At 34.5% G+C, this 23,371-nt stretch carries 21 protein-coding genes; 19 read left to right on the top strand and 2 right to left on the bottom strand.

Features of this window, described 5'->3' with window-relative positions; translation table 11 throughout:
- Nucleotides 1-39 precede the first annotated feature (39 nt).
- From J2Z38_RS09050 to J2Z38_RS08975, 16 genes are all read left to right on the top strand, one after another.
- Nucleotides 40-1,137, top strand: a complete 1,098-nt coding sequence (locus tag J2Z38_RS09050) for a glycerate kinase family protein (protein ID WP_209774937.1) — start codon at nucleotides 40-42, stop codon at nucleotides 1,135-1,137.
- A 14-nt stretch (nucleotides 1,138-1,151) separates the two neighbouring features.
- Nucleotides 1,152-1,835: a rhomboid family intramembrane serine protease gene (locus J2Z38_RS09045; protein ID WP_209774935.1), complete on the top strand. Its 684-nt coding sequence runs from the start codon at nucleotides 1,152-1,154 to the stop codon at nucleotides 1,833-1,835.
- Entirely contained in the window at nucleotides 1,836-2,660 is an 825-nt protein-coding gene (locus tag J2Z38_RS09040; RefSeq protein WP_209774933.1) for a hypothetical protein, read from the top strand.
- Between the two features lie 12 nt (nucleotides 2,661-2,672).
- Entirely contained in the window at nucleotides 2,673-4,451 is a 1,779-nt protein-coding gene (gene pepF / locus J2Z38_RS09035) for an oligoendopeptidase F (protein WP_209774932.1), read from the top strand.
- Between the two features lie 111 nt (nucleotides 4,452-4,562).
- Entirely contained in the window at nucleotides 4,563-5,276 is a 714-nt protein-coding gene (locus tag J2Z38_RS09030; protein ID WP_209774930.1) for a glycerophosphodiester phosphodiesterase, read from the top strand.
- Nucleotides 5,277-5,372: 96 nt separating this feature from the next.
- The gene (locus J2Z38_RS09025) at nucleotides 5,373-6,755 is read left to right on the top strand and encodes an ABC transporter substrate-binding protein (RefSeq protein WP_209774929.1); all 1,383 of its coding nucleotides are present in this window, start codon (nucleotides 5,373-5,375) and stop codon (nucleotides 6,753-6,755) included.
- On the top strand, nucleotides 6,752-7,609 hold the full coding sequence (locus J2Z38_RS09020; protein WP_209774927.1) for a carbohydrate ABC transporter permease: 858 nt from the start codon (nucleotides 6,752-6,754) through the stop codon (nucleotides 7,607-7,609). Before J2Z38_RS09025 ends, J2Z38_RS09020 begins: the two co-directional genes overlap by 4 nt.
- The gene (locus J2Z38_RS09015) at nucleotides 7,596-8,468 is read left to right on the top strand and encodes a carbohydrate ABC transporter permease (protein ID WP_209774926.1); all 873 of its coding nucleotides are present in this window, start codon (nucleotides 7,596-7,598) and stop codon (nucleotides 8,466-8,468) included. The genes J2Z38_RS09020 and J2Z38_RS09015 overlap by 14 nt, the downstream gene beginning before the upstream one ends.
- Before the next feature lies 1 nt (nucleotide 8,469).
- Nucleotides 8,470-9,669: an ABC transporter ATP-binding protein gene (locus J2Z38_RS09010; protein ID WP_209774924.1), complete on the top strand. Its 1,200-nt coding sequence runs from the start codon at nucleotides 8,470-8,472 to the stop codon at nucleotides 9,667-9,669.
- 394 nt (nucleotides 9,670-10,063) lie between these two features.
- Nucleotides 10,064-11,089: a LacI family DNA-binding transcriptional regulator gene (locus J2Z38_RS09005; protein ID WP_209774922.1), complete on the top strand. Its 1,026-nt coding sequence runs from the start codon at nucleotides 10,064-10,066 to the stop codon at nucleotides 11,087-11,089.
- Between the two features lie 90 nt (nucleotides 11,090-11,179).
- Nucleotides 11,180-12,106, top strand: a complete 927-nt coding sequence (rbsK, locus tag J2Z38_RS09000; RefSeq protein ID WP_209774920.1) for a ribokinase — start codon at nucleotides 11,180-11,182, stop codon at nucleotides 12,104-12,106.
- A gap of 9 nt (nucleotides 12,107-12,115) precedes the next feature.
- Complete coding sequence (locus tag J2Z38_RS08995) at nucleotides 12,116-12,562, top strand: RbsD/FucU family protein (RefSeq protein ID WP_209774919.1); 447 nt, start codon at nucleotides 12,116-12,118, stop codon at nucleotides 12,560-12,562.
- Nucleotides 12,563-12,566: 4 nt separating this feature from the next.
- Entirely contained in the window at nucleotides 12,567-13,220 is a 654-nt protein-coding gene (gene deoC, locus J2Z38_RS08990) for a deoxyribose-phosphate aldolase (RefSeq protein WP_209774917.1), read from the top strand.
- Nucleotides 13,221-13,231: 11 nt separating this feature from the next.
- Complete coding sequence (locus tag J2Z38_RS08985; RefSeq protein ID WP_209774915.1) at nucleotides 13,232-14,293, top strand: substrate-binding domain-containing protein; 1,062 nt, start codon at nucleotides 13,232-13,234, stop codon at nucleotides 14,291-14,293.
- A gap of 135 nt (nucleotides 14,294-14,428) precedes the next feature.
- Nucleotides 14,429-15,937, top strand: coding sequence for a sugar ABC transporter ATP-binding protein (locus J2Z38_RS08980; RefSeq protein WP_209774914.1), 1,509 nt, complete (start codon nucleotides 14,429-14,431; stop codon nucleotides 15,935-15,937).
- Between the two features lie 14 nt (nucleotides 15,938-15,951).
- Nucleotides 15,952-16,929, top strand: a complete 978-nt coding sequence (locus J2Z38_RS08975) for an ABC transporter permease (RefSeq protein WP_209774912.1) — start codon at nucleotides 15,952-15,954, stop codon at nucleotides 16,927-16,929.
- Nucleotides 16,930-17,025: 96 nt separating this feature from the next.
- On the opposite strand, the gene J2Z38_RS08970 is transcribed toward J2Z38_RS08975, so the two are convergent.
- Together J2Z38_RS08970 and J2Z38_RS08965 are read right to left on the bottom strand one after the other, a co-directional pair.
- On the bottom strand, nucleotides 17,026-17,601 hold the full coding sequence (locus J2Z38_RS08970) for a zf-HC2 domain-containing protein (RefSeq protein ID WP_209774910.1): 576 nt from the start codon (nucleotides 17,599-17,601) through the stop codon (nucleotides 17,026-17,028).
- Nucleotides 17,591-18,082 carry an RNA polymerase sigma factor gene (locus tag J2Z38_RS08965; protein WP_209774908.1) on the bottom strand — a complete coding sequence of 164 codons (492 nt, stop codon included), beginning with the start codon at nucleotides 18,080-18,082 and terminating at the stop codon, nucleotides 17,591-17,593. The genes J2Z38_RS08970 and J2Z38_RS08965 overlap by 11 nt, the downstream gene beginning before the upstream one ends.
- A gap of 158 nt (nucleotides 18,083-18,240) precedes the next feature.
- On the opposite strand from J2Z38_RS08965, the gene treR reads away from it, so the two are divergent.
- The 3 genes from treR (at nucleotide 18,241) to treC (ending at nucleotide 22,707) form a co-directional block, all read left to right on the top strand.
- Nucleotides 18,241-18,960 carry a trehalose operon repressor gene (treR, locus tag J2Z38_RS08960; protein ID WP_209774906.1) on the top strand — a complete coding sequence of 240 codons (720 nt, stop codon included), beginning with the start codon at nucleotides 18,241-18,243 and terminating at the stop codon, nucleotides 18,958-18,960.
- Between the two features lie 177 nt (nucleotides 18,961-19,137).
- Nucleotides 19,138-21,072 carry a PTS system trehalose-specific EIIBC component gene (treP, locus tag J2Z38_RS08955; protein ID WP_209774904.1) on the top strand — a complete coding sequence of 645 codons (1,935 nt, stop codon included), beginning with the start codon at nucleotides 19,138-19,140 and terminating at the stop codon, nucleotides 21,070-21,072.
- Between the two features lie 6 nt (nucleotides 21,073-21,078).
- Nucleotides 21,079-22,707, top strand: a complete 1,629-nt coding sequence (treC, locus tag J2Z38_RS08950) for an alpha,alpha-phosphotrehalase (RefSeq protein ID WP_209774902.1) — start codon at nucleotides 21,079-21,081, stop codon at nucleotides 22,705-22,707.
- Nucleotides 22,708-23,371: the final 664 nt, after the last annotated feature.

The following is a 23,371-nucleotide window of genomic DNA, read 5'->3' as shown; positions in this document are numbered from 1 at the left end:
TTATGATTTCGGGTATAAATACTAGAGATTGGAGTCGAGATGAGAACTTTAGTAGGAATAGATTCAATAAAAACTTTTGAAAATTCAGTTGAAATCGGAAATATTTTTAAGGCAAACCTTTCATCAGATGTTGAGGTTATGCCTTTTCTAGATGGAGGCGAGGGGACTGTTGAAGCCATGCAGGCCATTATAAAAGGCAAATACAAGTATGTCAACGTCCACAACCCTCTAAATGAAGTTATTACAGCCAGATATATATTAAAAGACGACCTTGCCGTGATGGAGATGGCGGAGTCTTCAGGCATCAGGCTTCTTTATAAGGAAGAACTCAGGGTTATGGAGTCATCTTCTCTTGGTTTTGGAGAGATGGTCTTAGATGGCCTTAACAACGGGGCTAGGTCTTTTTATATCGGTATAGGGGACACAGCGACCAATGACCTTGGCATGGGCATGCTCTATGCCCTTGGCGTCAGGTTTTTTGACGAGGAAGAAAACGACCTAAATCCTATTGCAGAAAATATGGAAAAAGTCACAAGGGTTGATATAACTGGCTTTGATGAAAGGCTCAGGGGCATTGAAATCAAGGTTGCCACATCTACCAATCAGACTCTTTTCGGGGACAATTCCTTCCTTGAAGACAGGGTTTATAGAAAAGGAGCTAGTGACTACGACACAGCTAGACTTTTTAAGGGTTGTAAGCATTTTAAAAAGGTAATCGAAGACACTTTGGGAACAGGACCTGTAGATATGCCTGCAATGGGATCTGGCGGAGGCCTTGCCTGGGCTCTTTATATGTTCTTTAGGGCAAATATTTCAAAATCTATGGACTTCATCCTTGAAACTATCGATTTTAAAGACCTTATTAAGGACAAGGACGTCTTTATCCTGGGTGAAAATGTGGACCAATTTGCAGGAGCGGCTTCTATAAACGTGGCAAGTCTTGCCAAAAGATATAAAAAAGACGTCAAGATTATTTTCCTCCAAGATAAGGACGGAACAAAAATTGAAAACAGGGGAGATTTCGACTTAGTTTACACATATAGACTCAAAGATGCCTATTACAGAAAGGATATCCACAAGGAGATAGGAAAGCTTGCTAGGAGTATTGATAAGTCTATTTTGACGGAAAAAAATTAGGGTATAGTAGACTTATGAATATAAATTTAGAAAGACTTAGCCAATCCAAGGTGACTTCAGGTCTTATGATTATAAATATAATCGTATTTATCCTGATGAGCCTAAGTGGTGGAAGTGAAAGTATTGAAAATTTAATAAGGTTTGGGGCAAATTCCAAAATTCTGGTGGCCCAAGGTGAGTGGTGGAGGCTTTTTACAGCGTCCTTTATCCACATAGGATTTTTCCATATCCTTTTTAACATGTATTTTTTCTATAGTTTGGGTCCGATTTTTGAAAGACTATTCGGTTCTGTAAACTTTTTGATAATTTACTTAGTTGCGGGGATTTTTGGCAACCTCTTATCCTTTGCCTTTGGGGATCCTTACACAGTATCAGCCGGTGCATCAACCAGCCTTTACGGCATGCTAGGTCTTGCCATTGGTATGATGGTGACCTACAGGAATGATGAAATCATCAGGAGCTTCGGGGCAAGTTTTGTCTCTGTTGTGGTGATAAATGTGATTTATTCCTTGCTAGCACCTGGAGTTGGGGTTTACGGCCATCTTGGTGGTTTTATCGCAGGTTTTCTCCTAGTGGGGATTTTCCCTATTTTAGGCAGGGACCTTGCTACTACAAGACGCCTCATTTCCCTAATAATCTTATTGGGAGGAGCTTTTGCCCTCTACAAGATTGGCCTTAGGTCTATGATAGGAGTCTAGATGAAGATAGTTTTAGCGCTCATCCTTGCCCTTAGCCTTTCCGCATGTGATTTTGAATCGCAGAGCGAATTTAAGGAAGATAAGGGAGAGAATGTAAGCGAAGAGAAAATGGAATTTCCAGAAATAAAGTATATAGAAGATACAGATCCAAAAGATAGGGTGGATTTTGAAGAACTTTACGGCAAGGGCCGCATGTCTAGCAAAATTTACTTAAATGATGCTATGGGTTTTCTAAAGAAGTTTAACTTTGCTGGCAGGGAAATAGGAATCGAAGTCCTAGAATCATCCTATAGCCCAACTTCCTATACGACAGTCCTTTCTTTTAAGGATAATGACAATCTTATCGAGAAGGAATATGGGCCTTTGGTAAATAGCGATAATATTTTTAGTCAGGTTGATATTGACCTTGTCGATGCAGAATCTGGGCCATCTCTAATAGTGAGCCAGGTTGTGGTTGACGGAAACGAGACTAAGAGTGCTTATTATATTTACAACAAGTACATGTCATTGATAGACTCTTTTCACTTTGAAAACTCTATCGACGATGTGAATGTAAATGTCTATAGAATGAGCAAACCTGTAGAAATAAGCGAAAATCCAAATCCATCTGATCTTGAGATGGCAATTTCCAAAAGAATTGACAAGGAAGAGGAATACCTCAAGGAAATCTTTGGACTATATAAAATAGAAAGTGAAAATATAAAGGCAGAAATAAATGGCAGAAAGGTCCTTGTAGGCCTCATGCCAAGCCCAAGTAAGGCCAGGATAATGGAATTAAAATTACTTGAGAAAGATAAAAATGATGCGATTTTAAGCATAAAATAAGAGGAGGAAATAATGAAAAGAAGTGAAGTTGAAGAAAGATTAAAATGGGACACCTCATCAATCTATGCTGATGATGAGGGATTTTATAAGGATATTGAGGAAATTAAGGGCCTTGTAGAAGAACTTAAGAAATTTAAGGGAAAAATAACATCTGACCTTGAGACCTTCAAATCTTACCTAAAATTAGAAGAAGAATTTGCAAGGAAGATGGAAAAAGCCTTTGTTTATTCATCTTTAAAATCAGATGAAGATACCACAGTAAGCAAGTACCAAGAAATGAGTCAAGTTGCTCAAAATACTTATGTTTACGCATCAAGTGAGCTATCTTTCATCTCGCCAGAAATCTTATCCACAGATAAGAAAATTATCGATAAGTATCTAGAAGATCCAGAGCTTTCATACCTAAAACACTATTTTGAAGACAAATTTAGGGCAAAAGACCACGTTCTAGATGCAAAAAGCGAATCAATCCTTGCAGCCTTTGGTAAGTTAAAAAACAACCCACAAAACACTTACATGATTTTTAACAACGCCGACCTAAGCTTCCCAAGTGTCAAAAAAGACGGCGAAGAAATAGCCATTACAAATGCTAATTTCGTGACCCTTCAAGAAGACCCAGACAGGGATTTTAGACGTGAAGTTTATGAAAAATACTATCAAACATACAGACAATTCTCAAACACCCTTGCATCTACACTTGACGGTGAATTCACAGCCCACAACGTAGAAGCAAAATTAAGAGGCTACAAGTCAGCTAGGGAAATGAGCCTTTTTGCCAATAATATACCAGAAGAAATTTACGACAATTTATTAGAAGTTGTTCACGAAAACGCTGATATTCACAGAGACTATACAACACTTAGGAAAGAATATCTTGGAGTAGATGATTTAGGTTTCCACGATATTTATGTACCATTGGTAGAAGACTACGATAGGCAAATTGACTTTGACGAAGCAAAAGAAATTGTCCTTGAAGCAATCAAGCCACTTGGCGAAGAATATGTAAAAGTTGCCAAAGAAGGTTTTGAAACAAGATGGTTTGACGTTATGCCAAACGAAGGCAAAAGGTCTGGTGCTTATTCATCAGGATCTTACGACACCCAACCATTTATCTTATTAAACCACACCAACTCAATCAACGACCTATTCACAATAGTTCACGAACTAGGCCACTCAATGCACTCTTACTATACAAGACGTGAACAACCATATTTCTATGGTTCTTACTCAATCTTCTTAGCAGAGATTGCATCAACAACTAACGAGCTCTTGCTATTAAATTACATGCTTGACCACAGCCAATCAGAAGCTGAAACAAAATATTTATTAAATTATTTTGTAAACCAATTCAAGTCAACAGTATTCAGACAAACAATGTTTGCAGAATTTGAACACAAAGTAAATAAATTAGTAGAAAACGCAGAGCCAATCCCAGCAGAAAGACTCCACGCTATCTACAAAGACTTAAACGAAGAATTATTCGGCAAAGACATTAAAGTAGATGACTATATAGCATCAGAATGGGCAAGAATTCCACACTTCTATATGTTCTACTACGTATTCCAATACGCAACAGGCTTTATGAGCGCAGTAGCCCTAAGCCAAAAAATCCTTCACGGAACAGACGCCGACAGAGAAGCTTACCTAGGCTTCCTAAAAGCAGGCGAAAGCGAATACCCAATCGAAGTCCTCAAAAAAGCAGGAGTCGACATGACAAACAAAGAAGCCATGGAATCCGCAATGGAAGTAGCAAGAAAAGCTATGAAAGACCTAAGAGAAGCAATTTTATAAAAATAACCAAACCTAAGAGTATGACTCTTAGGTTTTTTTATGCAAATCTTACCAGGATTTAATACTAGCTTAATAATTTGCTATTAATATTAAAATAAAAAAGGAGATTTTATGTTAAATTTTGCCCACAGGGGATTTAAAGGACTTTATCCAGAAAACACTATGCTTGCTTTTAGAAAGGCAGTAGAAATTGGAGCTGACGGTATAGAATTTGACCTGCATTTGACCAAGGATGGCCAGCTTGTCATAATCCACGATGAGTTTTTAGATAGGACTACAGATTTTAGGGGCTTGGTAAAAGATTATAGGTTAAGAGAGCTAAAAAAAGCTGATGCCAGTGCACTTTTTGACCAATATGACGAAAAAATCCCTAGCCTAGAAGAATATTTATCCTATATAAGGGATAAAGACATCATCACAAATATTGAGATTAAAAATTCGATAATAGATTATCCAAATATAGAAGAAAAAATGTATGAAATGGTCAAGGCCTATGACCTTCTAGATAAGATAATAGTCTCATCTTTTAACCACGAAAGTCTACTAAAAGTCAAGGCGATCGATAAAAATGTAAAGTGCGGCATATTAGAATCATCACGCATGGTAAAACCATGGGACTATGTAAAGAGCCTGGGCTGTGAGTATTACCATCCAATGAATTTTGTTGTTGATGAATATATTATTCAAAAATTTAAGGAAAATAATATTGGCCTAAATATTTGGTTTGGTCAATCAGAATTTGACTATAGTAGGTATATAATCGATGGTGTTACAAGCCTTATAACAGATTATCCAGACAGGGTTTTAGACCTAATAGAAAAATAAATAATATAGGATTTTACACAAAGTTTACAAAAAACAAAAATAGTTTTGAAGATTGTAGTTTATATTAGATGAGTAATAAATATTATTGGAGGAACTATGTTTAAAAAAGTAGCAAGTAAATTGTTAGTTGCCTTTATGTTTTTGGGCCTAACAGCATGTGCAGGATCAAAACAAGCCCCTGCTAAGAGTACAGATGAGAACAAAACTGCATCTACCGATCAGGTAGAAAAAGATGATAGTCAAGGATCATCTGACAAGACAACTATAGTTTTTTGGCACTCTATGGGTGGCAATCTAAATGACGCTATAGACCATCTTGTAGAAGAATACAACAATTCTCAAGATAAGTATTTTGTAAAAGCAGAATTCCAAGGCGAATATGACGATGCTTTAACAAAAATTAGATCATCTGCTTCAGGAAAAGATGTAGGTGCGGATGTCGTTCAAGTATTTGAACTTGGAACAAGATATATGATAGATTCTGGTCTAATCAAACCTATTCAAGAATTTATCGATGAAGAAAAATACGATACATCACAATTGGAAGATAATCTTCTTGCTTATTATACTGTTGATGGCAAACTAAATTCTATGCCATTTAACTCATCTACACCGCTTTTGTATTACAACAAAGATATGTTTGACAAAGCAGGTGTAAAGCCACCAAAATCTTTGGAAGAAATGATGACAGTTGGCAAAAAATTAAAAGAATCTAAAGTTACAGAAATGCCAATTTCATTTAGTGTTTATGGTTGGTGGATTGACCAATTTATGAACAAAGAAGGTCTTGATATTTTTGATAATGAAAATGGTAGAAAAGCAAATCCAAGTAAGACAGTATTTGAAGACAACAAGGGAATTCTAAATGTTCTTAAACAATGGAAGGCACTAGAAGATGAGGGGATTGCACCAAATGTTGGCAAACAAGGCGGAATACCAGAATTTAACTCAGGAACAAGCGCTATGACTTTTGCCTCAACAGCATCATTAACTCAAATTCTTTCAGAAGTTGGCGATAGATTCGAAGTTGGAACTGCATATTTCCCAGCTGTAAAAGATTCTGACAAAAACGGAGTTTCAATCGGCGGAGCTTCTCTATATGCCCTTAACTCAGGCGATGAAGAAAAAATGAAGGGCGCTTGGGACTTCATAAAATTCCTAGTAAGCGTCGACTCTCAAATTTATTGGAATGCAAATACAGGATATTTCCCAGTAAATAAGGGAGTTCTTGATACAGATGAATTTAAAGAACTAATTAAAAAATCACCACAATTTGAAACAGCTATAGATCAATTGCATGATTCAAAGCCAGAAGATCAAGGTGCGCTTGCAACAGTTTACCAAGAATCTCGTCAAATCATGGAAAAATATATAGAAGAAATGCTAAATGGAAATACTTCTCCAGAAGATGCAAGTAAGGCTATGGCAAAAGAAATAGATGAGGCTTTAGAATCTTATAACAAGGTTAACAAAAAATGAAACAATACAATAATAAAGCCTATCTCTACATGCTACCAGCATTGGCTCTATTAGTGATATTTGTATTCTATCCATTCGTACAGACTATTATCCGTAGTCTGTACGCTACGGATAATATGGGAGCCAATACTATCTTTATTGGATTTAAAAATTACTCTGACCTTTTGTCTTCTTCATCTTTTTGGAATAGTTTAAAAGTTAGTTTTATTTATGTAATAATAGTAGTAGTCATAGGAGTTTTGCTAGGCTTTGCAACAGCTTTATTGTGTAGGGTAAATTTCCCAGCTATAAGATTTTTTTCGGCTGCATATTCTCTTCCTATAGCCATTGCCTCATCTGGTATGGCCTTGGTTTTTAAGGTAATGCTTAACCAATCCGTGGGAATATTAAATGTAATTCTTAAAACAAATATAAATTGGCTGGCAGATCCAAAATGGGCCTTGATCAGTGTGGGAGTTCTCACAGCTTGGCTAAACTCGGGTCTTAATTTTTTATATTTTTCATCAGGACTTGCAGGCATAGATGATAGCTTATACGAAGCAGCATCTATGGATGGGGCCAATTCTTTCAACCAATTTAGACATGTAACCCTCCCATCAGTGGGGCCTATAATGTTTTTTGTTGTGGTGACAAATATAATAAATGCCTTCCAATCTTTTGGACAAATAAAACTATTAACTCAAGGTGGACCAGGAGAATCAACCAACGTTATAGTCCACGATATATATAAAAATGCCTTTATGAACTACAGGTATGGATATGCCTCTGCAGAATCTGTAGTTTTATTTTTTATAGTTATGATCCTAACAATTTTAGTATTTAGGACAAATGGAGTTAAAGATGCAAGCAAGTAAGAGCTTAGGTTTTTTTGGTCAAGAAAAAGAAAAAACAAATAAAAAGAAAATAAGTAAGGCTACAGCTATCAGGTTGGCCCTAAATATTGTTTTGCTTATTCTTGTTTTGTTTCCAATTATTTATGCCTTTGTCATGAGTGTAAAACCAAGTCATGAATTGTATAATAAAACATTTTTCACAGCAAATCCAACCATGGATAATTATAGGGATGTATTTAAAATAGCCCCTATAGAAGGCTATATACTAAATTCCCTAATTGTATCTGTGATTATAACTGTTTTTCAAACAATGACGGCGCTCTTTGCAGCCTTTGCTTTACATTTTTTACATTTCAAGAAAAAAGGACTTTTGTTTGCCATAATCATGGCTACAACTATGATACCAGGCGAGACAACCATAATATCAAACTTCCTTATGATATCTGGTTGGGGCTTTACTGATTCGTTTTTTGGCCTAGTCGCACCATATCTTACAAGTGCCATGGGCATATTTTTATTCAGACAAGCCTTTAAATCATTCCCTATGGAAATCTATGAGGCAAGCAAGATGGATGGGACAAGCGATTTAGGTTTTATATTTAGGATCCTAATCCCCCTATCAAAACCAACTATAGGAGCACTTTCAGTCCAATCTTTTTTAGGAGCTTGGAATATGTATATGTGGCCCCTACTTATAACAGGATCTGATGCGTATAGGACGGTACAAATCGGTATTTCCATGCTAAATTCAGCCGATGCCCAGTCTATGCTACTGATGATAGCTGGAGTTGTGGTATGTATGATACCATCACTGATAATATTTATGTTTGCCCAAAAGAATATGGTAAAAGGTTTAACAACAGGAGCGGTAAAAGGATAAAATGGCAAGAGTAAAATTAGAAAATGTTTCAAAAATCTATGATAATGGCTACAAGGCCGTCAAAGATATGGACTTAGATATAAAGGACAAGGAGTTTGTAGTCCTGGTAGGACCTTCTGGTTGTGGAAAATCTACGACACTTAGGATGATAGCAGGACTAGAAGATATATCCCAAGGCGAACTTCTCATTGATGATAAAATAATAAATGATGTTTCATCCAAGGATAGGGATATAGCGATGGTTTTTCAATCCTATGCCCTCTATCCTCATATGACCATCAGAGAAAACATGGGTTTTGCTTTAAAGATGAAAAAACTAAAAAAAGATCAGATAAAGACTAAAGTAGAAGAGATAGCAAAAACCCTCAAGCTCGAAGATTTGTTGGATAGAAAGCCAGCCCAACTTTCTGGAGGTCAAAGACAAAGAGTGGCTCTGGGTAGGGCTATGGTTAGAAATCCAAAAGTATTTCTCCTTGATGAACCCCTATCAAACCTGGATGCAAAACTAAGGGTAGAGATGCGAACAGAGATTGTCAGGCTCCATGAAAAACTTGATACAACCTTCATCTACGTAACCCACGACCAGATAGAAGCTATGACCATGGGAGATAGGATAGCAGTTATAAATGAAGGAAAGCTTGTACAATTTGATACGCCACTGAACCTATATTTTAGGCCTAAAAATAAATTCATAGGGCAATTTATAGGATCACCAAAGATGAACCTCATCGAGACAAATCTTTATAGAGACGGATCAAGCTTTTATATAGATTTATTTGGAGAAAAATTGCTATTACCAGCTAGCAAAATAAAAGATATAGCGGAATACCAAAGGGAAAATAAAAAAATCTTATTTGGTATAAGAAGCGAAGAATTCTCCTATCAGGCAGATTCAAAAATAAAAGTTGTCTTTGATAACGTAGAATACATGGGTTCAGATAGCTATGGCTATATAGTTTCTAGCTACAAAGATGCTATAGTTATGAGGTTTAGGGCATCTGACCCTGTAGTAGCAAAAAAACCAATGCCTATAGGAATCAACTTCGAAAACTCATATCTTTTTGATATTAATAGTGAAGATTGTATATCCTATCCCTCTAAAAAAATAGACATAAAAAACATGCCCATAAGTGATATGGTTTATGGTGCTGACACAGAAAAAAGTAAAAGTCTAGAAAATTTGATATATTCTTCTTTATAAAAAATAGGCCCGTAAGAGCCTATTTTCATTTGCCCAATTTTAAAGTTGATAAAATTTCATCATTATCGGAAACGTTTTCTATACTAAAAATAAAAAATAATGGGCATAAACAAATAATTTTAAATCAATTTGATAAATATGGATATAAAAGTATATATGTATTAATATTACAAGCTTTATGGTTTGGAGAGATTTAGATATAATCAAGTTTTCGCTTCACAAGTTAAAAAATCTCGAAAAATTTTATAGAAAAACCTTTACATCATGATTTTTTTGTGATATTATAAAAATAACAAGAAATGGTATCGATTACAAAGCATAATTTTTATATCTAATTTTTATATTTAAAGTCTGGTATAATAAACTAAATATTAAATTAAGCTGAGGAAGTAATATGAATATAAAATATATCGCTAAGCTTTCTGGAGTATCTACAACAACTGTATCTAGGGTTTTAAATGACTCTCCATATGTAAGTGATAAAACAAGAAAGAAAGTTCTTAAAGTAATTGAAGAAAACGACTATATACCAAATAACATTGCGAGAAACCTCCACCAACAGTTTTCTAATAAGGTTGGGGTCATAGTTGCTGATATTACAAATGAATTTTTTTCAAGGGCAATTAACGGTATAAGTAAGGTTATGGACGAAAATGGATTCCAGGTCTTGTTTTACAATACAGATGAAGATTTAAAAAAAGAATCTAAGGCCTTATATTCTATATTTGAAGAAAGGCTAAGCGGATTAATAATTTCACCTGTTTCTTCAAGGGATAAAAATACTTTGGAGGAATTAAAAAAATTAACTGTTAATATGAATGCGCCAGTAGTCCTTTTAGACAGAAATATAGAAGGAATAGATTTAGATGCTGTTTTTGTAGACAATGGTTATGGATCTAAAAGAGCTGTAAATGCCCTTATAAAAGAAGGACATAAAGATATAGCTGTAATAACAGGTCCAATCACCTCTACACCTGGTAACTATAGGTATAGGGGCTATATTGATGCCCTTAAAGAAAATGATATTCCTATAAAAAAAGAATACATAGTATCAGGAGACTTTAAGATAAGCATGGCGTATGAAAAGACGAAGCAGCTTATGAACTTAGACAATCCACCTACAGCAATTTTTCTAAGTAACAACATGACATCCCTAGGTGCACTCAAATATCTAAAAGAAAAAGGCTATAAAATAGGCGAAGATATATCCATAATAGGCTTTGATGAGATAAACTCTTTTAAGGCCATAGATTTTTTATTTTCCTATGTTGGAAGAGATGCTGAAAAACAGGGTGAAATTGCAGCCAAGGTTTTACTTGATAGGATTGATAAGAAAAATAAGGGTGTAGAATATGAGACTCAGAGAATTGTTTTAGATTGCTATTTGAGTCTAAATGGATCAGAGAAAATTAAAAGATAAAATGCTATTATTTTAGAATAATCTGAGAAGGAGAAAATATGTTCAAAATTGTAATCGATACCAATCATTATTTAATAACAAGGAGGCAATATGAGTAAGGTAGTAGTTTTTGGAAGTTTTGTCGTTGATCTGATGGCAAGGTCGCCACATTTACCATCACGTTCAGAAACGGTAAAAGGTTCATATTTTCAAATGGGCGCAGGAGGAAAAGGTTTTAATCAAGGCGTGGCCTGCCATAAGGTTGGAGCGGATATGACCATGGTTACAAAACTTGGCAATGATTCTTTTAAGGATGTTTGCCTAAATTCCATGGAAGAACTTGATATGAGCAAGGATTATATCTTGATTTCAGAGGAAAAACCTACTGGTATAGCCCTTATTATGGTGGATGAAAACACTGGTGATAATCAAATAACAGTTGTTCCATCTGCTTGCAATGATATTAAGATTGAAGAAGTAAATTCCCTAGAGAATTTGATAAAGGAAGCTGAATACATTCTTTTACAATATGAAGTAAACCAAGATGCCAACGAGAGAATAAAGGAATTAGCTTTAAAAAACAATACAAAAGTCATAGTAAATACTGCTCCTTATGTAGAAGTAGATGATGATTTTTATAAAAACCTTTACATGGTCACACCAAATGAAGTGGAAGCTGAGGCTGTAACAGGAATTAAAGTTGATAATCTTGAAAATCTCAAGAAGGCAGCCTCTATATTTAGAGAAAAGGGTGTTGAAAATGTCTTAATAACTTTAGGAACTAATGGAGTTTTTGTTTCAGATGGAAATAAAGAAGAGATTATAGATTCATTTAAGGTTAAAACAGTAGATACAACTGGTGCTGGAGATGCCTTTAATGGAGGTTTTTTAGCAGCCCTATCAGAAGGCAAGGATATTTGGCAAGCGGCAGTTTTTGCAAATGCAGTTGCAGCCTTATCAGTACAAAAATTAGGGACAACTCCAGCTATGCCAAGCAGGGAAGAAGTTGATAAGTTCTTAGAGGAAAGAACAAATTAGGAGGAAGAGATGTTAAAAGGAATACCAACACAAATTAGTTCAGAGCTTTTAAAAGCCTTAGCAGACATGGGTCACGGTGATATTTTAGTAATCGCTGATGATTTTTATCCACCTTATTCAAAAACACCTAATGGAAGAAGTATCAATGCAAAGGGCAATACAGCTCCTGAAATGCTTGATGCCATACTAGAACTTTTTCCACTAGATACCGAATATGTTGTATGTCCAGTGGAATATATGATTCCAGATGCTGATGCCAATGTTAATTTAAGTGAAAGACCAAAAGTTTGGGATGAATGCATAAGGGTATGCGAAAAACATGGTCTTAAGAAAGAACAAGTTGGCACTATAGAGAGAAGCAAATTTTATGAAAAAGCTGGCAAGGCCTTTGCTACTGTTTGTACAAGCGAAAGAGAAGCCTATGGATGCTTTATAATTCAAAAGGGGGTTATGTAGACAAATGGAAATAAATAAATATTTCGACCATACAATATTAAAACCAGACGCTAGGAAAGAAGATGTAATAAAAATATGTAAGGAGGCGATAGATTATAAGTTTAAGTCTGTTTGTGTAAATTCATCATTTGCTAAATTAGTAAAGAAAGAATTGGAAGGAAGCGGCGTTGACCTAACTATTGTTGTTGGATTTCCATTAGGGGCTATGAGTACAGAAGCCAAGGAATTCGAGACTAAGTATGCAGTTGAAAATGGGGCTGATGAGATAGATATGGTTATAAACATATCAGCTCTTAAGGATGAGAATTATGATTATCTAGAAGAAGAGATAAGAAGACTTAAAGAAATATGTGGATCAAAAATATTAAAAGTTATTATAGAAACTTGTCTTTTAACTGATGACGAGAAGGTGAGAGCTTGTCAAATAGCAAAAAAAGCAGGTGCTGACTTTGTAAAAACATCAACTGGATTCAGTACAGGTGGTGCTAAAGTTGAAGATGTCAGATTGATGAGAAAAACAGTTGGGGATGACATGGGAGTCAAAGCTTCAGGAGGAATTAGAACTCTTGAAGATGTTAAAAAGTTTGTTGAAGCAGGAGCAAGTAGGATAGGCGCCTCTGCATCTGTACAAATAATGGAAGAATTAAATAACAAATAAAGGAGACAGAAATGAAAAAATTTAGATTATTAAGCTTACTTTTAGCCTTAGCTTTAATTATAAGCGCATGTGGTGGAGCTAAAAAAGAAAAATCCGGTGGTGAAGAAAAATCAGAAGGTGCAAAAGATTCTTATGATGTAGTCTATCTTACACCATCAACAGCTTCACAATTTTGGACCCACGTTGGTATTGGTATTGAAAATGCAATGAAAGATATGGAAAAAGAACATGGCATCAAAATCAATTATTCTATAGTAGGCCCATCAGAAGAAGGTCAAACAGAAGAATATGTTACTGCTTTTGAACAAGCCATAGCTAAAAAACCAGATGCAATCATTACCGCAACCTTAGCTATAGACTCAACAGTACCAAAGGCAAAAGAAGCTACAGACAATGGCATAGTTCTAAACTTCGTTAACTGTGGTCTAGGTATAGGCGATGACGGAGCTCACGAAGAGACCTATAACCAATTCTACTACTGCTCAAATAAAACTATTGGTGAAATGGCTGGAGAAGCATTTCTAAAGGCTAAAGAAGCTAAGAATATTGGAGAAGGCATAGTTGGAGTTAACACAAACGTAGAAAACGAAGCCTTAGACCAAAGAGTTATTGGTTTTAGAGAATATGTAAAAGAACACGCACCAAAACTAGAACAAACTGATACTTACTACAACGGAAACGTAGTTGAAAAAGCTCAATCAAATGCTGAAAATATAATTTCAACATACGGCGATAAGTTAATGGGTATGTTCGCAGGAAATAACATCACTGGTAACGGCGTTGCCCTAGCAGTAGAAGGAGCAAACCTAAAAGATAAGATAGTTACAGTTGCAGTTGACTCAGATGACACAGAAATCAAAGCTTTAAAAGATGGCGTCATAGATGCAATAATTGTTCAAAATGCTTATGAACAAGGTTATCTTGGAATGAAAAATGCTATTGAAACTCTAATCAACGGCAAAAACCCAGAAGAAAAGAAACAAGTAAATTGTCCTCCAAGCATAGTAGACAAAGACAACATGGAAGATCAAAAAATAAAAGAATTATTAGATCCAACCTTATTGAAAAAATAAGTTGTAATGAAATTTGTTATATGCTAGTTAGATAAAAGAATCTTAGGCTTCTCTGAAATTAATATTACTAATAAAGAGAAGCCTATAGATATTATTAGGAATTTTAAAATAGCAGGTTTCAAATGAGAGGTGAACATGGACAAAGACAATAATTTGATATTGAAAGTTGAGAATGTAACCAAGGTATATCCTGGTGTAACAGCTCTCGATAATGTATCATTTTCTATAAAAAAAGGTGAAGTTCATGCTTTGGTAGGAGAAAATGGAGCAGGCAAGTCTACTCTTATAAAATGTATAATGGGAGTTGAAAAACAAAATTCAGGCCATATATATCTAAACGATGGAAGTAAGTGGATTGAAAACAAAGATGCGATAGAAGCTCAAAACAATGGTGTTTTTGCCAACTATCAAGACGTAAATATTGCTCCAAATTTATCTGTAGCTGAAAATTATTTTTTAGGTAAGCAGCCATCAAAAAATGGAATTATAAACTGGAATGATATGTATAACGAATGCAAAAAAGTGCTTGATAAATTCGACTTAGACATAAATCCCAAGGCTAAAATAAACACTTTACCATTAGCCATGCAGGCTATGATTACTATCAGTAAAATATCTACAAACGATACAATAAGATTGGTAATATTTGATGAACCTACAGCCCTATTAGAAAATGAAAAAGTAGAAAAACTCTTTAACTTCATAGAAGAACTTAAAAATCAAGGCGTAAGCATTATATACATATCTCACAGACTAGAAGAAATAATGGAAATATGTGATAGCGTTACAATATTAAAAGACGGAAAATATGTTGATACAAAAAAGGTAGACGAGGTTGATAAAGACAAGCTTATATCCCTAATGGTCGGAAGAAAGATGACTGATATTTATGATATAAAACATCAACAACCTGGTCAAGAAGTTTTGAGAGTTGAGAACTTTAGTGATAATATAAACTATCAGGACATATCTTTTAATGTTAGAGAAGGAGAGATATTAGGATTTTTTGGCCTGGTCGGATCAGGACGAAGCGAGTTGATGAGAGGTATATATGGCGTTGACAAAAGAGAAAGTGGCGATATATATATCAAGGGAGAAAAAGTAAATATCGACTCAGTCTCCAAGGCCTTAAAAAACGGCCTAGGATTTTTAACGGAAGATAGAAGAGAAGACGGATTAGCCTTGCCCCTATCTATAAAAGTAAATTCAAACATGAATTCTTATGATTTGATAAGTAAAAGAAACATTATCTCATTAGATAAAGAAAAAAATAGGGCTAACCAATCAATTGAAGATTTAAGAATCAAAACACCATCATGCAATCAATTGGTTTCACACTTATCAGGTGGAAACCAGCAAAAGGTAGTAATCTCAAAACTCTTAAATGCTAACCCTGATATTCTTATTTTTGATGAACCTACAGTAGGTGTAGATGTTGGAGCCAAACAAGAGATATTCCAAATAATGGAAAGGCTTATTGCTGAAAAGAGAGCTATTATCCTGATATCATCATATTTACCAGAAGTTATGGGATTATCAGATAGGCTAATAGTAATGGCCAAAGGTAGGATTACGGCAGAATACACCAAGGCGGAAATCGAAAAATTAGGTGAAGATGATATCTTAAAGAAAACATCAGTATAAATTTGGAGTTGATAATGAATAATAAAATGAAAAAGACAAATTTAGCAAGTCTTACTAATAACACTGAATTTAGTTTGGTATTTATTATATTAGGATTGTTTATAATAACTTCTATATTTACAGATAACTTTATGACCCAATATAACATAACAAACCTTATGAAACAGTGTGCTATAGTAGGAGTGCTGGCAGTAGCTCAAACATTCATAATAATAACAGGTGGAATAGACATCTCTTGTGGTGCTATAGCTGGTTTATCCTGCATGGTACTTGCTATCTTACAAAGAGACACAGAACTTGGCCTTTCTATAACTTTACTAGCAGCAATTTTAGTAGGACTAGTTTCAGGTTTTGTAAATGGAGTGATAATATATAAATTTAAAATCCCACCAATGATAGCAACACTGGGAACATCTACTGTTGTAGGTGGTATTACCAAAATAATCAGTAATGCCTTGACAGTAAGTGGCCTCGATGAAAGGATCCTAGACCTTGGAAATTCAACGGTGCTTGGATTATTTCCGGTACTTGCCTTGATATGGATAGTGGTGGCAATAGCTATATTTTTGCTACTAAGATATACTATATTTGGTAGAAATATATATATACTTGGATCAGGAGAAAATGTAGCTAAGCTAAGTGGTATAAATGTCAGAAAAATGTATATAGCAACCTATACCCTAGCAGGTCTTTTATATGCAGTAGCCGGAATCCTACTTGCGGCAAGGGTTCAAAGTGCTTTGCCAACAGGTGGTGAAGGATATGAGATGAACGCAATAGCTGCAGCAGTTATTGGTGGCGCATCACTAAGCGGTGGACGTGGATCCATGGTAGGAACAGTTCTTGGCACAATATTGATGATATTAATAAACAATGCTGGTGTACAATTTGGACTAAATACACACATACTAGAAATAACAAGCGGTATTATAATCCTATTTGCAGTAGCATTCGATATGTACAGGAATAGTAGGCTAGCAAAACAAAAATAATTATTAGTATCCTCTGATAAATAAATTAACTTATATTAATAAAAGGCCCAGAAGTTGAAATATACCAACTTCAGGGTCTTTTGTTATTTTATAGCCTTATTTATCCTTCTTCTCCCACAAAACATTTCCATCATTATCATAAACTTTTTTGACATTATAGAGGGGCATGAAATCAGTCTTGTATTTTTCATCTTTGTACAAAGGTGTGATATATTTTTCAAATGGGGTTTGCCAAAAATATATTGTCCAGACTTTTCTATTATCCCAAGATTCTCCTGCGCTATATAGGAGGTCGCCCTTGCCATCGTATTTCATGTATAAAAACTTATCTTTTTCGTAAAATTCAACCGCAGAAGGATCGACTGGTATTTTATATAGGTTAGCAAAAGCAAAGCTTCCTACAAAAAATCCAACCACAAGGACGACTGCCAAGACTCTTTTTATGATTTTCCTAGAAAGACTTGCCTTTAAATATTCCATCGGTTTTAAGTCTTTTTTTCTAGATTCCCTACTAACTGGAATTTTAACTTCACTAGATAATTTTTCGTAATATTTCCTGCAAGCTTCGCAAGAATCTATGTGGTCTTTTACAAAAACTTTTGAATTTTCGCTCAAAACATCGTCAATATATAAGGGCATCAAATCCCTTACAACATCACATTCATATTTCATTGTTTTCCTCCAAATAATCGATAATCATATTCTTGGCCCTATAAAAAGTGACCCTGGCCCAATTATCAGTCTTGCCAAAAATCTGGCCTATGCTTTTAAAATCAAGCTCTCCAAAGACTCTGAGATTGAAAACCTCCTTGTAAGGTTCCCTCATAGAATGGAGAAAGGTGTGGACTTTGAGGGCGAGGTCCTTGTCGGCAAGGTCTTCAACAAAGGATATCTTCTTATCTTCGACTAGGTTTAGGTCATAATTGGAATTTATTTTATTGTTTTTTCGGTAAAAATCATATAGGGTATTTCTGGCAATAGTAAAAAGCCAGGCCCTAATGTCTTGTGATCCATCAAAGCTATCAATCTTATTCATAGCCCTGGCAAAGGTTTCGTGGCAAATATCAATAGCTAAATCTTGGTTTTTGCACAAACTAAGGGCAAACCTATATACATCCTTGTTGTAATCCTCATAAATTTTGGCAAAATCCATATCTTACTCCTCGCTTCTATGAAATACTCTACCTCACTTAAGAGTCTTTCTACTATAATAACGAATGAGATTTAGTTTTGTTACAAATAGACATAAATTTTCCTAATGGAAGAAATTGATAAAATTAGTATAATATTTAGGACTATTAGGAGTTTATAATGGCAAAATACATAGAGATTTATAGAGATTTATTAAATAAAATAAAAACTGGGAAATATGAGATTGCATCCTTCCTGCCAACAGAAAAGGAACTTTCAGATTTTTATAATTGTTCTAGGGATACCATAAGAAAGTCTTTAAATATCCTTCTCCAAAATGGATATATACAAAAAATTAAGGGCAAGGGATCTTTAGTTTTGGATTTTAATACTATCGAATTTCCTGTATCAGGAATTTCAAGTTACAAGGAGCTACAAAATATCATACCAGGTGAGAGCAAAACTTATGTAAATATCTTCCTTCAAACTGAAGTTTTTGAGCCGATAAAAAAAGAACTTGCTATGGATAAGGGCAAGATGTACCACATAGAAAGGGTCAGAGAAATTGATGGAGAAAAGGTCATCCTTGATATTGACTATCTAAACGGTGAACTTATAAAAGATTTGAGTCTAGAAAATGCAGAAAATTCTCTTTACGAATACATAGAAGAAGACCTGGGCCTTGTGGTATCATTTGCTAAAAAGGAAATAACAGTTGTAAAAGCAAGCGAAAGAGAAATGGAAATTCTGGATATGGGTGATTATGACCTTTTGGTTTGCGTCAAATCCTATACTTATCTAGACGATGGCAAACTTTTTGAGTATACAATTTCAAAACACAGACCTGATAAGTTTAGGTTTGTAGATTTCGCTAGAAGAAATAAAGAAAAGAATATTTAATTTAATAACAACCCCAAAATGACTTGAACCCCAAAATCCGGAATACGGATGGAGGGGTTTTTGTATTGAAAATAAAATGTCTTGTGATTTACTTTATTATATTAATTTGTATTGACAAACAAATATGTACATGGTAATATAAAACTATAAGATATACGTACAAGTAAAGGAGAAGTTATGGGAAAGTATGTAGAAGATTCTAAAAAGCTTTTAGAATATGTTGGCGGAAAAGAAAACGTTTCTGCTGTCACTCATTGTGTTACTAGGATGCGTTTTGTTCTAAACAATCCAAAGAAGGCTGATATTGACAAAATTGAAGACATTGGAATTGTTAAGGGAACCTTTACCCAATCTGGACAGTTTCAGGTAATAATTGGTAATGAAGTAGCTGATTTTTATAACGACTTTGTTGCGGTTAGTGGTATTGAGGGAGTTAGCAAGGCTGAGGTAAAACAAGCTTCTAAATCAAATCAAAACAAGCTACAAAAACTTATGGGTGATTTAGGTGAGATTTTTGCTCCACTTATCCCGGCCCTTATCTGTGGTGGTTTGATTTTAGGTTTTAGAAATGTTATCGATTCCATTGCTATGTTTGAAAATGGAACCAAGACTTTAGTTGAGATTTCTCAATTTTGGGCAGGTGTCGATTCCTTTTTGTGGCTAATAGGTGAGGCGGTTTTCCATTTCTTGCCAGTTGCCATTGTTTGGTCAATTACTAAAAAAATGGGCACAAGCCAAATCTTGGGTATTATTTTGGGTATTACCCTCGTATCTCCACAATTATTAAATGCCTACGGTGTTGCAGGCACAGCACCAGCTGATATACCAGTTTGGGATTTTGGAAGTTTCAAAATCCAGATGATAGGCTACCAGGCCCAGGTAATACCGGCTATTCTTGCAGGTTTTGTCTTAGTTTATTTGGAAAAATTCTTTAGAAGGGTTTCTCCTTCATATATTTCCATGATTGTTGTGCCATTTTGCTCTTTGATACCAGCAGTTATCATAGCTCATACAGTTGTAGGACCAATTGGTTGGAAAATAGGCGACTGGATTAGTCAGGGTGTTTGGGCAGGACTTACATCCAATTTTAAATGGGTATTTGCCCTATTCTTTGGTTTTATTTATGCACCACTTGTTATTACTGGTCTTCACCATATGACAAATGCTATAGATGTCCAGCTTGCTAATACCTTTGGTGGGACTTTGTTATGGCCAATGATTGCCCTATCAAATATTGCCCAAGGTTCGGCAGTTTTGGGTATGATTTACCTACAAAGAAAAAATGAAAAATCAAAAGAAGTTAATATTCCATCATGTATTTCCTGCTACCTTGGTGTAACAGAACCAGCCATGTTTGGTGTCAACCTAAAACATTCCTTCCCATTCTTTTCAGCAATGACAGGATCAGCTTTAGCGGCACTATTTTCTGTATCTACAGGAGTTATGGCATCATCAATCGGTGTTGGAGGACTTCCTGGAATCTTATCTATCAAACCTGGATTCTGGCTTAAATTTGCCATAGCAATGGTAATAGCAATTGTTGTACCATTTGTATTAACAGTTATTTTTGGTAAGAAGAGACTAGCTCCAGAAGATTTATACGGAAAAGATATATACAAAGAAGAAAGGCAAGAAAACCTAATTGCTGGTGAAACAGCTGCAGAAGGAGAATTTGACTTTCTAGCCCCAATGACAGGTAGGGTTTTAGACCTAGATGACGTTTCCGATAAGGTATTTGCTGATAGAATAATGGGCGATGGTTTTGCAATCGAACTTACAGAAAGCGACGTGGTTTCACCGGTAGATGGCGTAGTCGCAATGACTTATCCATCCAAGCACGCTTTTGGTATCAAGGCTGATAGCGGCGAAGAAATTTTAATCCATATCGGTATGGATACAGTAGAGCTTGATGGAAAAGGATTTGAATCTTTTGTAGAAACTAACGATAGGGTGAAAAAAGGCGATCTTTTGTGCAAGGTAGACCTTGCTTATGTAAAAGATCAAGGAAAATCATTGGTATCTCCAATAATTTTCACATCTGGTGAAAAAATCAATCTTTTAGGTAAAGATACCATAAAACAAAACGAAAAAGTAATAGAATTAGAAAGTTAGGAAGAAATGAAAAACTTTAAAGATAAGGTAATTTATCAAATTTATCCCAAATCTTTTAAGGATACGACAGGAAATGGATTAGGCGATTTAAAGGGAATAATAGAAAAGTTAGATTATTTGGAGATGCTTGGTGTAGATTATCTGTGGATAACTCCTTTTTTCAAATCGCCTCAAAATGACAATGGTTATGATATAGAAGATTATTATAAAATCGATCCTATTTATGGAAGTATGGATGATTTGGAAGAATTAATAGCCAAAGCACGTGAGAAAAATATATATTTGATGCTCGATATGGTCTTTAACCATACTTCTACCAACCATATTTGGTTTCAAAAAGCCTTAGCAGGAGATGAGTATTACAAGAATTTTTATTTCTTTAGAAAAAATGAGGGCAAGCTTCCTACAAATTGGGAATCCAAGTTTGGAGGACCTGCTTGGGAATACATCGAAGATTTGGACGAGTATTACCTTCACCTATTTGATAAGAGCCAGGCTGATTTAAACTGGGAAAACCCAAATGTTCGAAGAGAACTTATAAAGGTCCTTAATTTCTGGTTGGAAAAAGGTATAAGGGGATTTAGGTTTGATGTAATAAATCTTATAAGTAAGGATAAATTTGAAGATGATTTTGAAGGTGACGGCAGAAGGTTCTATACTGATGGCAAAAAAGTCTTGGAATATTTGCAAGAATTAAATAAAAATTCTTTTGGGAAATACGACGATATTTTAACAGTTGGAGAAATGTCATCAACCAGCATAGATAATTGCATAAAATACACAAATCCAGAAAATCATGCCCTAGATATGGCCTTTAACTTCCATCATTTAAAAGTCGACTACAAAGATGGTGAAAAGTGGTCTTATATGCCAGTAGATTTTGAAGAGTTTAAAGATATACTAGAAAAATGGCAGATAGGTATGGAAGAAGGAAATGGTTGGAATGCCCTATTTTTAAATTGCCACGATCAACCTAGGTCTGTATCAAGGTTTGGTGACGATAAAAATTATCTAAAAGAATCTGCAAAATTGTTAGCAACAATAATTCATATGCAAGAAGGAACTCCTTATATATACCAAGGAGAAGAAATCGGCATGACAAATAATTACTTTGCAGATATTAGTGATTATAGAGACGTAGAAACAATAAACCACTATCATATATTAAAAGAAAAAAATATCAGCAATGATGAGATGAATAATATAATCCAAACTAAATCAAGAGACAATGCAAGAAGCCCAATGCAGTGGACTAAAGAAGGTGGATTTACAAAGGCAAACCCTTGGATGAAAGTAAATCAGAATACAGCCCAAATAAATGTAGAAGAAAACCTCAAAGACCCTGATTCTATTTTTCGTTATTATCAAAAGTTAATAGAAATAAGAAAAAAATACAAGGTCATAAGCCATGGTAGCTTCGAAAGATTGTTTAAAAATGATAAAAATATATATGCTTTTAGAAGAAAGTATAATAACAGAGAAGCTTTGGTAATAAATAATTTATCAAAAAAGCAAGTTAAAGTAAAAATTGAAAATGTTGCAGAATATAAAGTTATACTTAGTAACTACAAAGACGAGATAATCATAGAAGAATTAAAACTAAGACCATATGAGTCAATCGTACTATATAAATAAAAATAGAAACCCAGCCCTACCATTAAAGATAGAGCTGGTTTTTACTTTAATAAATATAAGATAAATGGGGATAAAAAAAGAAAAAGATAAAAGAATAAACGAGGCAAAAACTAGCAAAGATAATTTTGATTGAAGATATAATATAGAAGGAAATATTAAAAACTAAAAAAAACAAGAAATATCGCCAAATTTATTTGACAAGCCAAGAAACGGACAGTATTATATATAGGCACGATATAGACGGGTCCCAAGAGACCTAAAAAATATTTGCAAAAATATTTGACAAAATAAAATCTATATCGTATACTTATATTAATGCTGCTTAAGGCATTTATCGGAAATAATCAAATATTTGAAAAAAACTTCAAAAAATATTTGACAAGATAAAAAATAAGTGGTATTATATAAAAGTCGCAACAAGTTAGCGACGTTGAACCTTGATAAGACTTGGTCTTATCAATTAAAATTATATAGAAGATTGATAAAGTTAATTACTACTATTCCAAAAAGGAATACTAATAATTACTTTAAAAGAATAACAACTATAACCTAGTTAATTTCTTTACAGTAATGATTCTTGAAAAAGAATTTTAAATCACGCATTTGATATATAAGTCAGATGTAAATGAAAGAGTCAGAATAAAATGACACTCATTACAAATTT

Source organism: Anaerococcus degeneri (genome assembly GCF_017874475.1).
In the GTDB taxonomy this organism is placed as follows: domain Bacteria; phylum Bacillota; class Clostridia; order Tissierellales; family Peptoniphilaceae; genus Anaerococcus; species Anaerococcus degeneri.
Note: the sequence above shows the minus strand (reverse complement) of the source record. Positions and strands in the feature narration are given on the sequence as shown.

Coding starts and splice junctions, on each gene's coding strand:
- pepF (WP_209774932.1), top strand. CDS start 2,673: ATGAAAAGAAGTGAAGTTGAAGAAAGATTAAAATGGGACACCTCATCA.
- treP (WP_209774904.1), top strand. CDS start 19,138: ATGGGAAAGTATGTAGAAGATTCTAAAAAGCTTTTAGAATATGTTGGC.
- treR (WP_209774906.1), top strand. CDS start 18,241: ATGGCAAAATACATAGAGATTTATAGAGATTTATTAAATAAAATAAAA.
- J2Z38_RS09005 (WP_209774922.1), top strand. CDS start 10,064: ATGAATATAAAATATATCGCTAAGCTTTCTGGAGTATCTACAACAACT.
- J2Z38_RS08980 (WP_209774914.1), top strand. CDS start 14,429: ATGGACAAAGACAATAATTTGATATTGAAAGTTGAGAATGTAACCAAG.
- J2Z38_RS08975 (WP_209774912.1), top strand. CDS start 15,952: ATGAATAATAAAATGAAAAAGACAAATTTAGCAAGTCTTACTAATAAC.
- J2Z38_RS09030 (WP_209774930.1), top strand. CDS start 4,563: ATGTTAAATTTTGCCCACAGGGGATTTAAAGGACTTTATCCAGAAAAC.
- rbsK (WP_209774920.1), top strand. CDS start 11,180: ATGAGTAAGGTAGTAGTTTTTGGAAGTTTTGTCGTTGATCTGATGGCA.
- J2Z38_RS08970 (WP_209774910.1), bottom strand. CDS start 17,601: ATGAAATATGAATGTGATGTTGTAAGGGATTTGATGCCCTTATATATT.
- J2Z38_RS09020 (WP_209774927.1), top strand. CDS start 6,752: ATGAAACAATACAATAATAAAGCCTATCTCTACATGCTACCAGCATTG.
- J2Z38_RS09010 (WP_209774924.1), top strand. CDS start 8,470: ATGGCAAGAGTAAAATTAGAAAATGTTTCAAAAATCTATGATAATGGC.
- J2Z38_RS08965 (WP_209774908.1), bottom strand. CDS start 18,082: ATGGATTTTGCCAAAATTTATGAGGATTACAACAAGGATGTATATAGG.
- J2Z38_RS08985 (WP_209774915.1), top strand. CDS start 13,232: ATGAAAAAATTTAGATTATTAAGCTTACTTTTAGCCTTAGCTTTAATT.
- deoC (WP_209774917.1), top strand. CDS start 12,567: ATGGAAATAAATAAATATTTCGACCATACAATATTAAAACCAGACGCT.
- treC (WP_209774902.1), top strand. CDS start 21,079: ATGAAAAACTTTAAAGATAAGGTAATTTATCAAATTTATCCCAAATCT.
- J2Z38_RS09040 (WP_209774933.1), top strand. CDS start 1,836: ATGAAGATAGTTTTAGCGCTCATCCTTGCCCTTAGCCTTTCCGCATGT.
- J2Z38_RS08995 (WP_209774919.1), top strand. CDS start 12,116: ATGTTAAAAGGAATACCAACACAAATTAGTTCAGAGCTTTTAAAAGCC.
- J2Z38_RS09025 (WP_209774929.1), top strand. CDS start 5,373: ATGTTTAAAAAAGTAGCAAGTAAATTGTTAGTTGCCTTTATGTTTTTG.
- J2Z38_RS09045 (WP_209774935.1), top strand. CDS start 1,152: ATGAATATAAATTTAGAAAGACTTAGCCAATCCAAGGTGACTTCAGGT.
- J2Z38_RS09050 (WP_209774937.1), top strand. CDS start 40: ATGAGAACTTTAGTAGGAATAGATTCAATAAAAACTTTTGAAAATTCA.
- J2Z38_RS09015 (WP_209774926.1), top strand. CDS start 7,596: ATGCAAGCAAGTAAGAGCTTAGGTTTTTTTGGTCAAGAAAAAGAAAAA.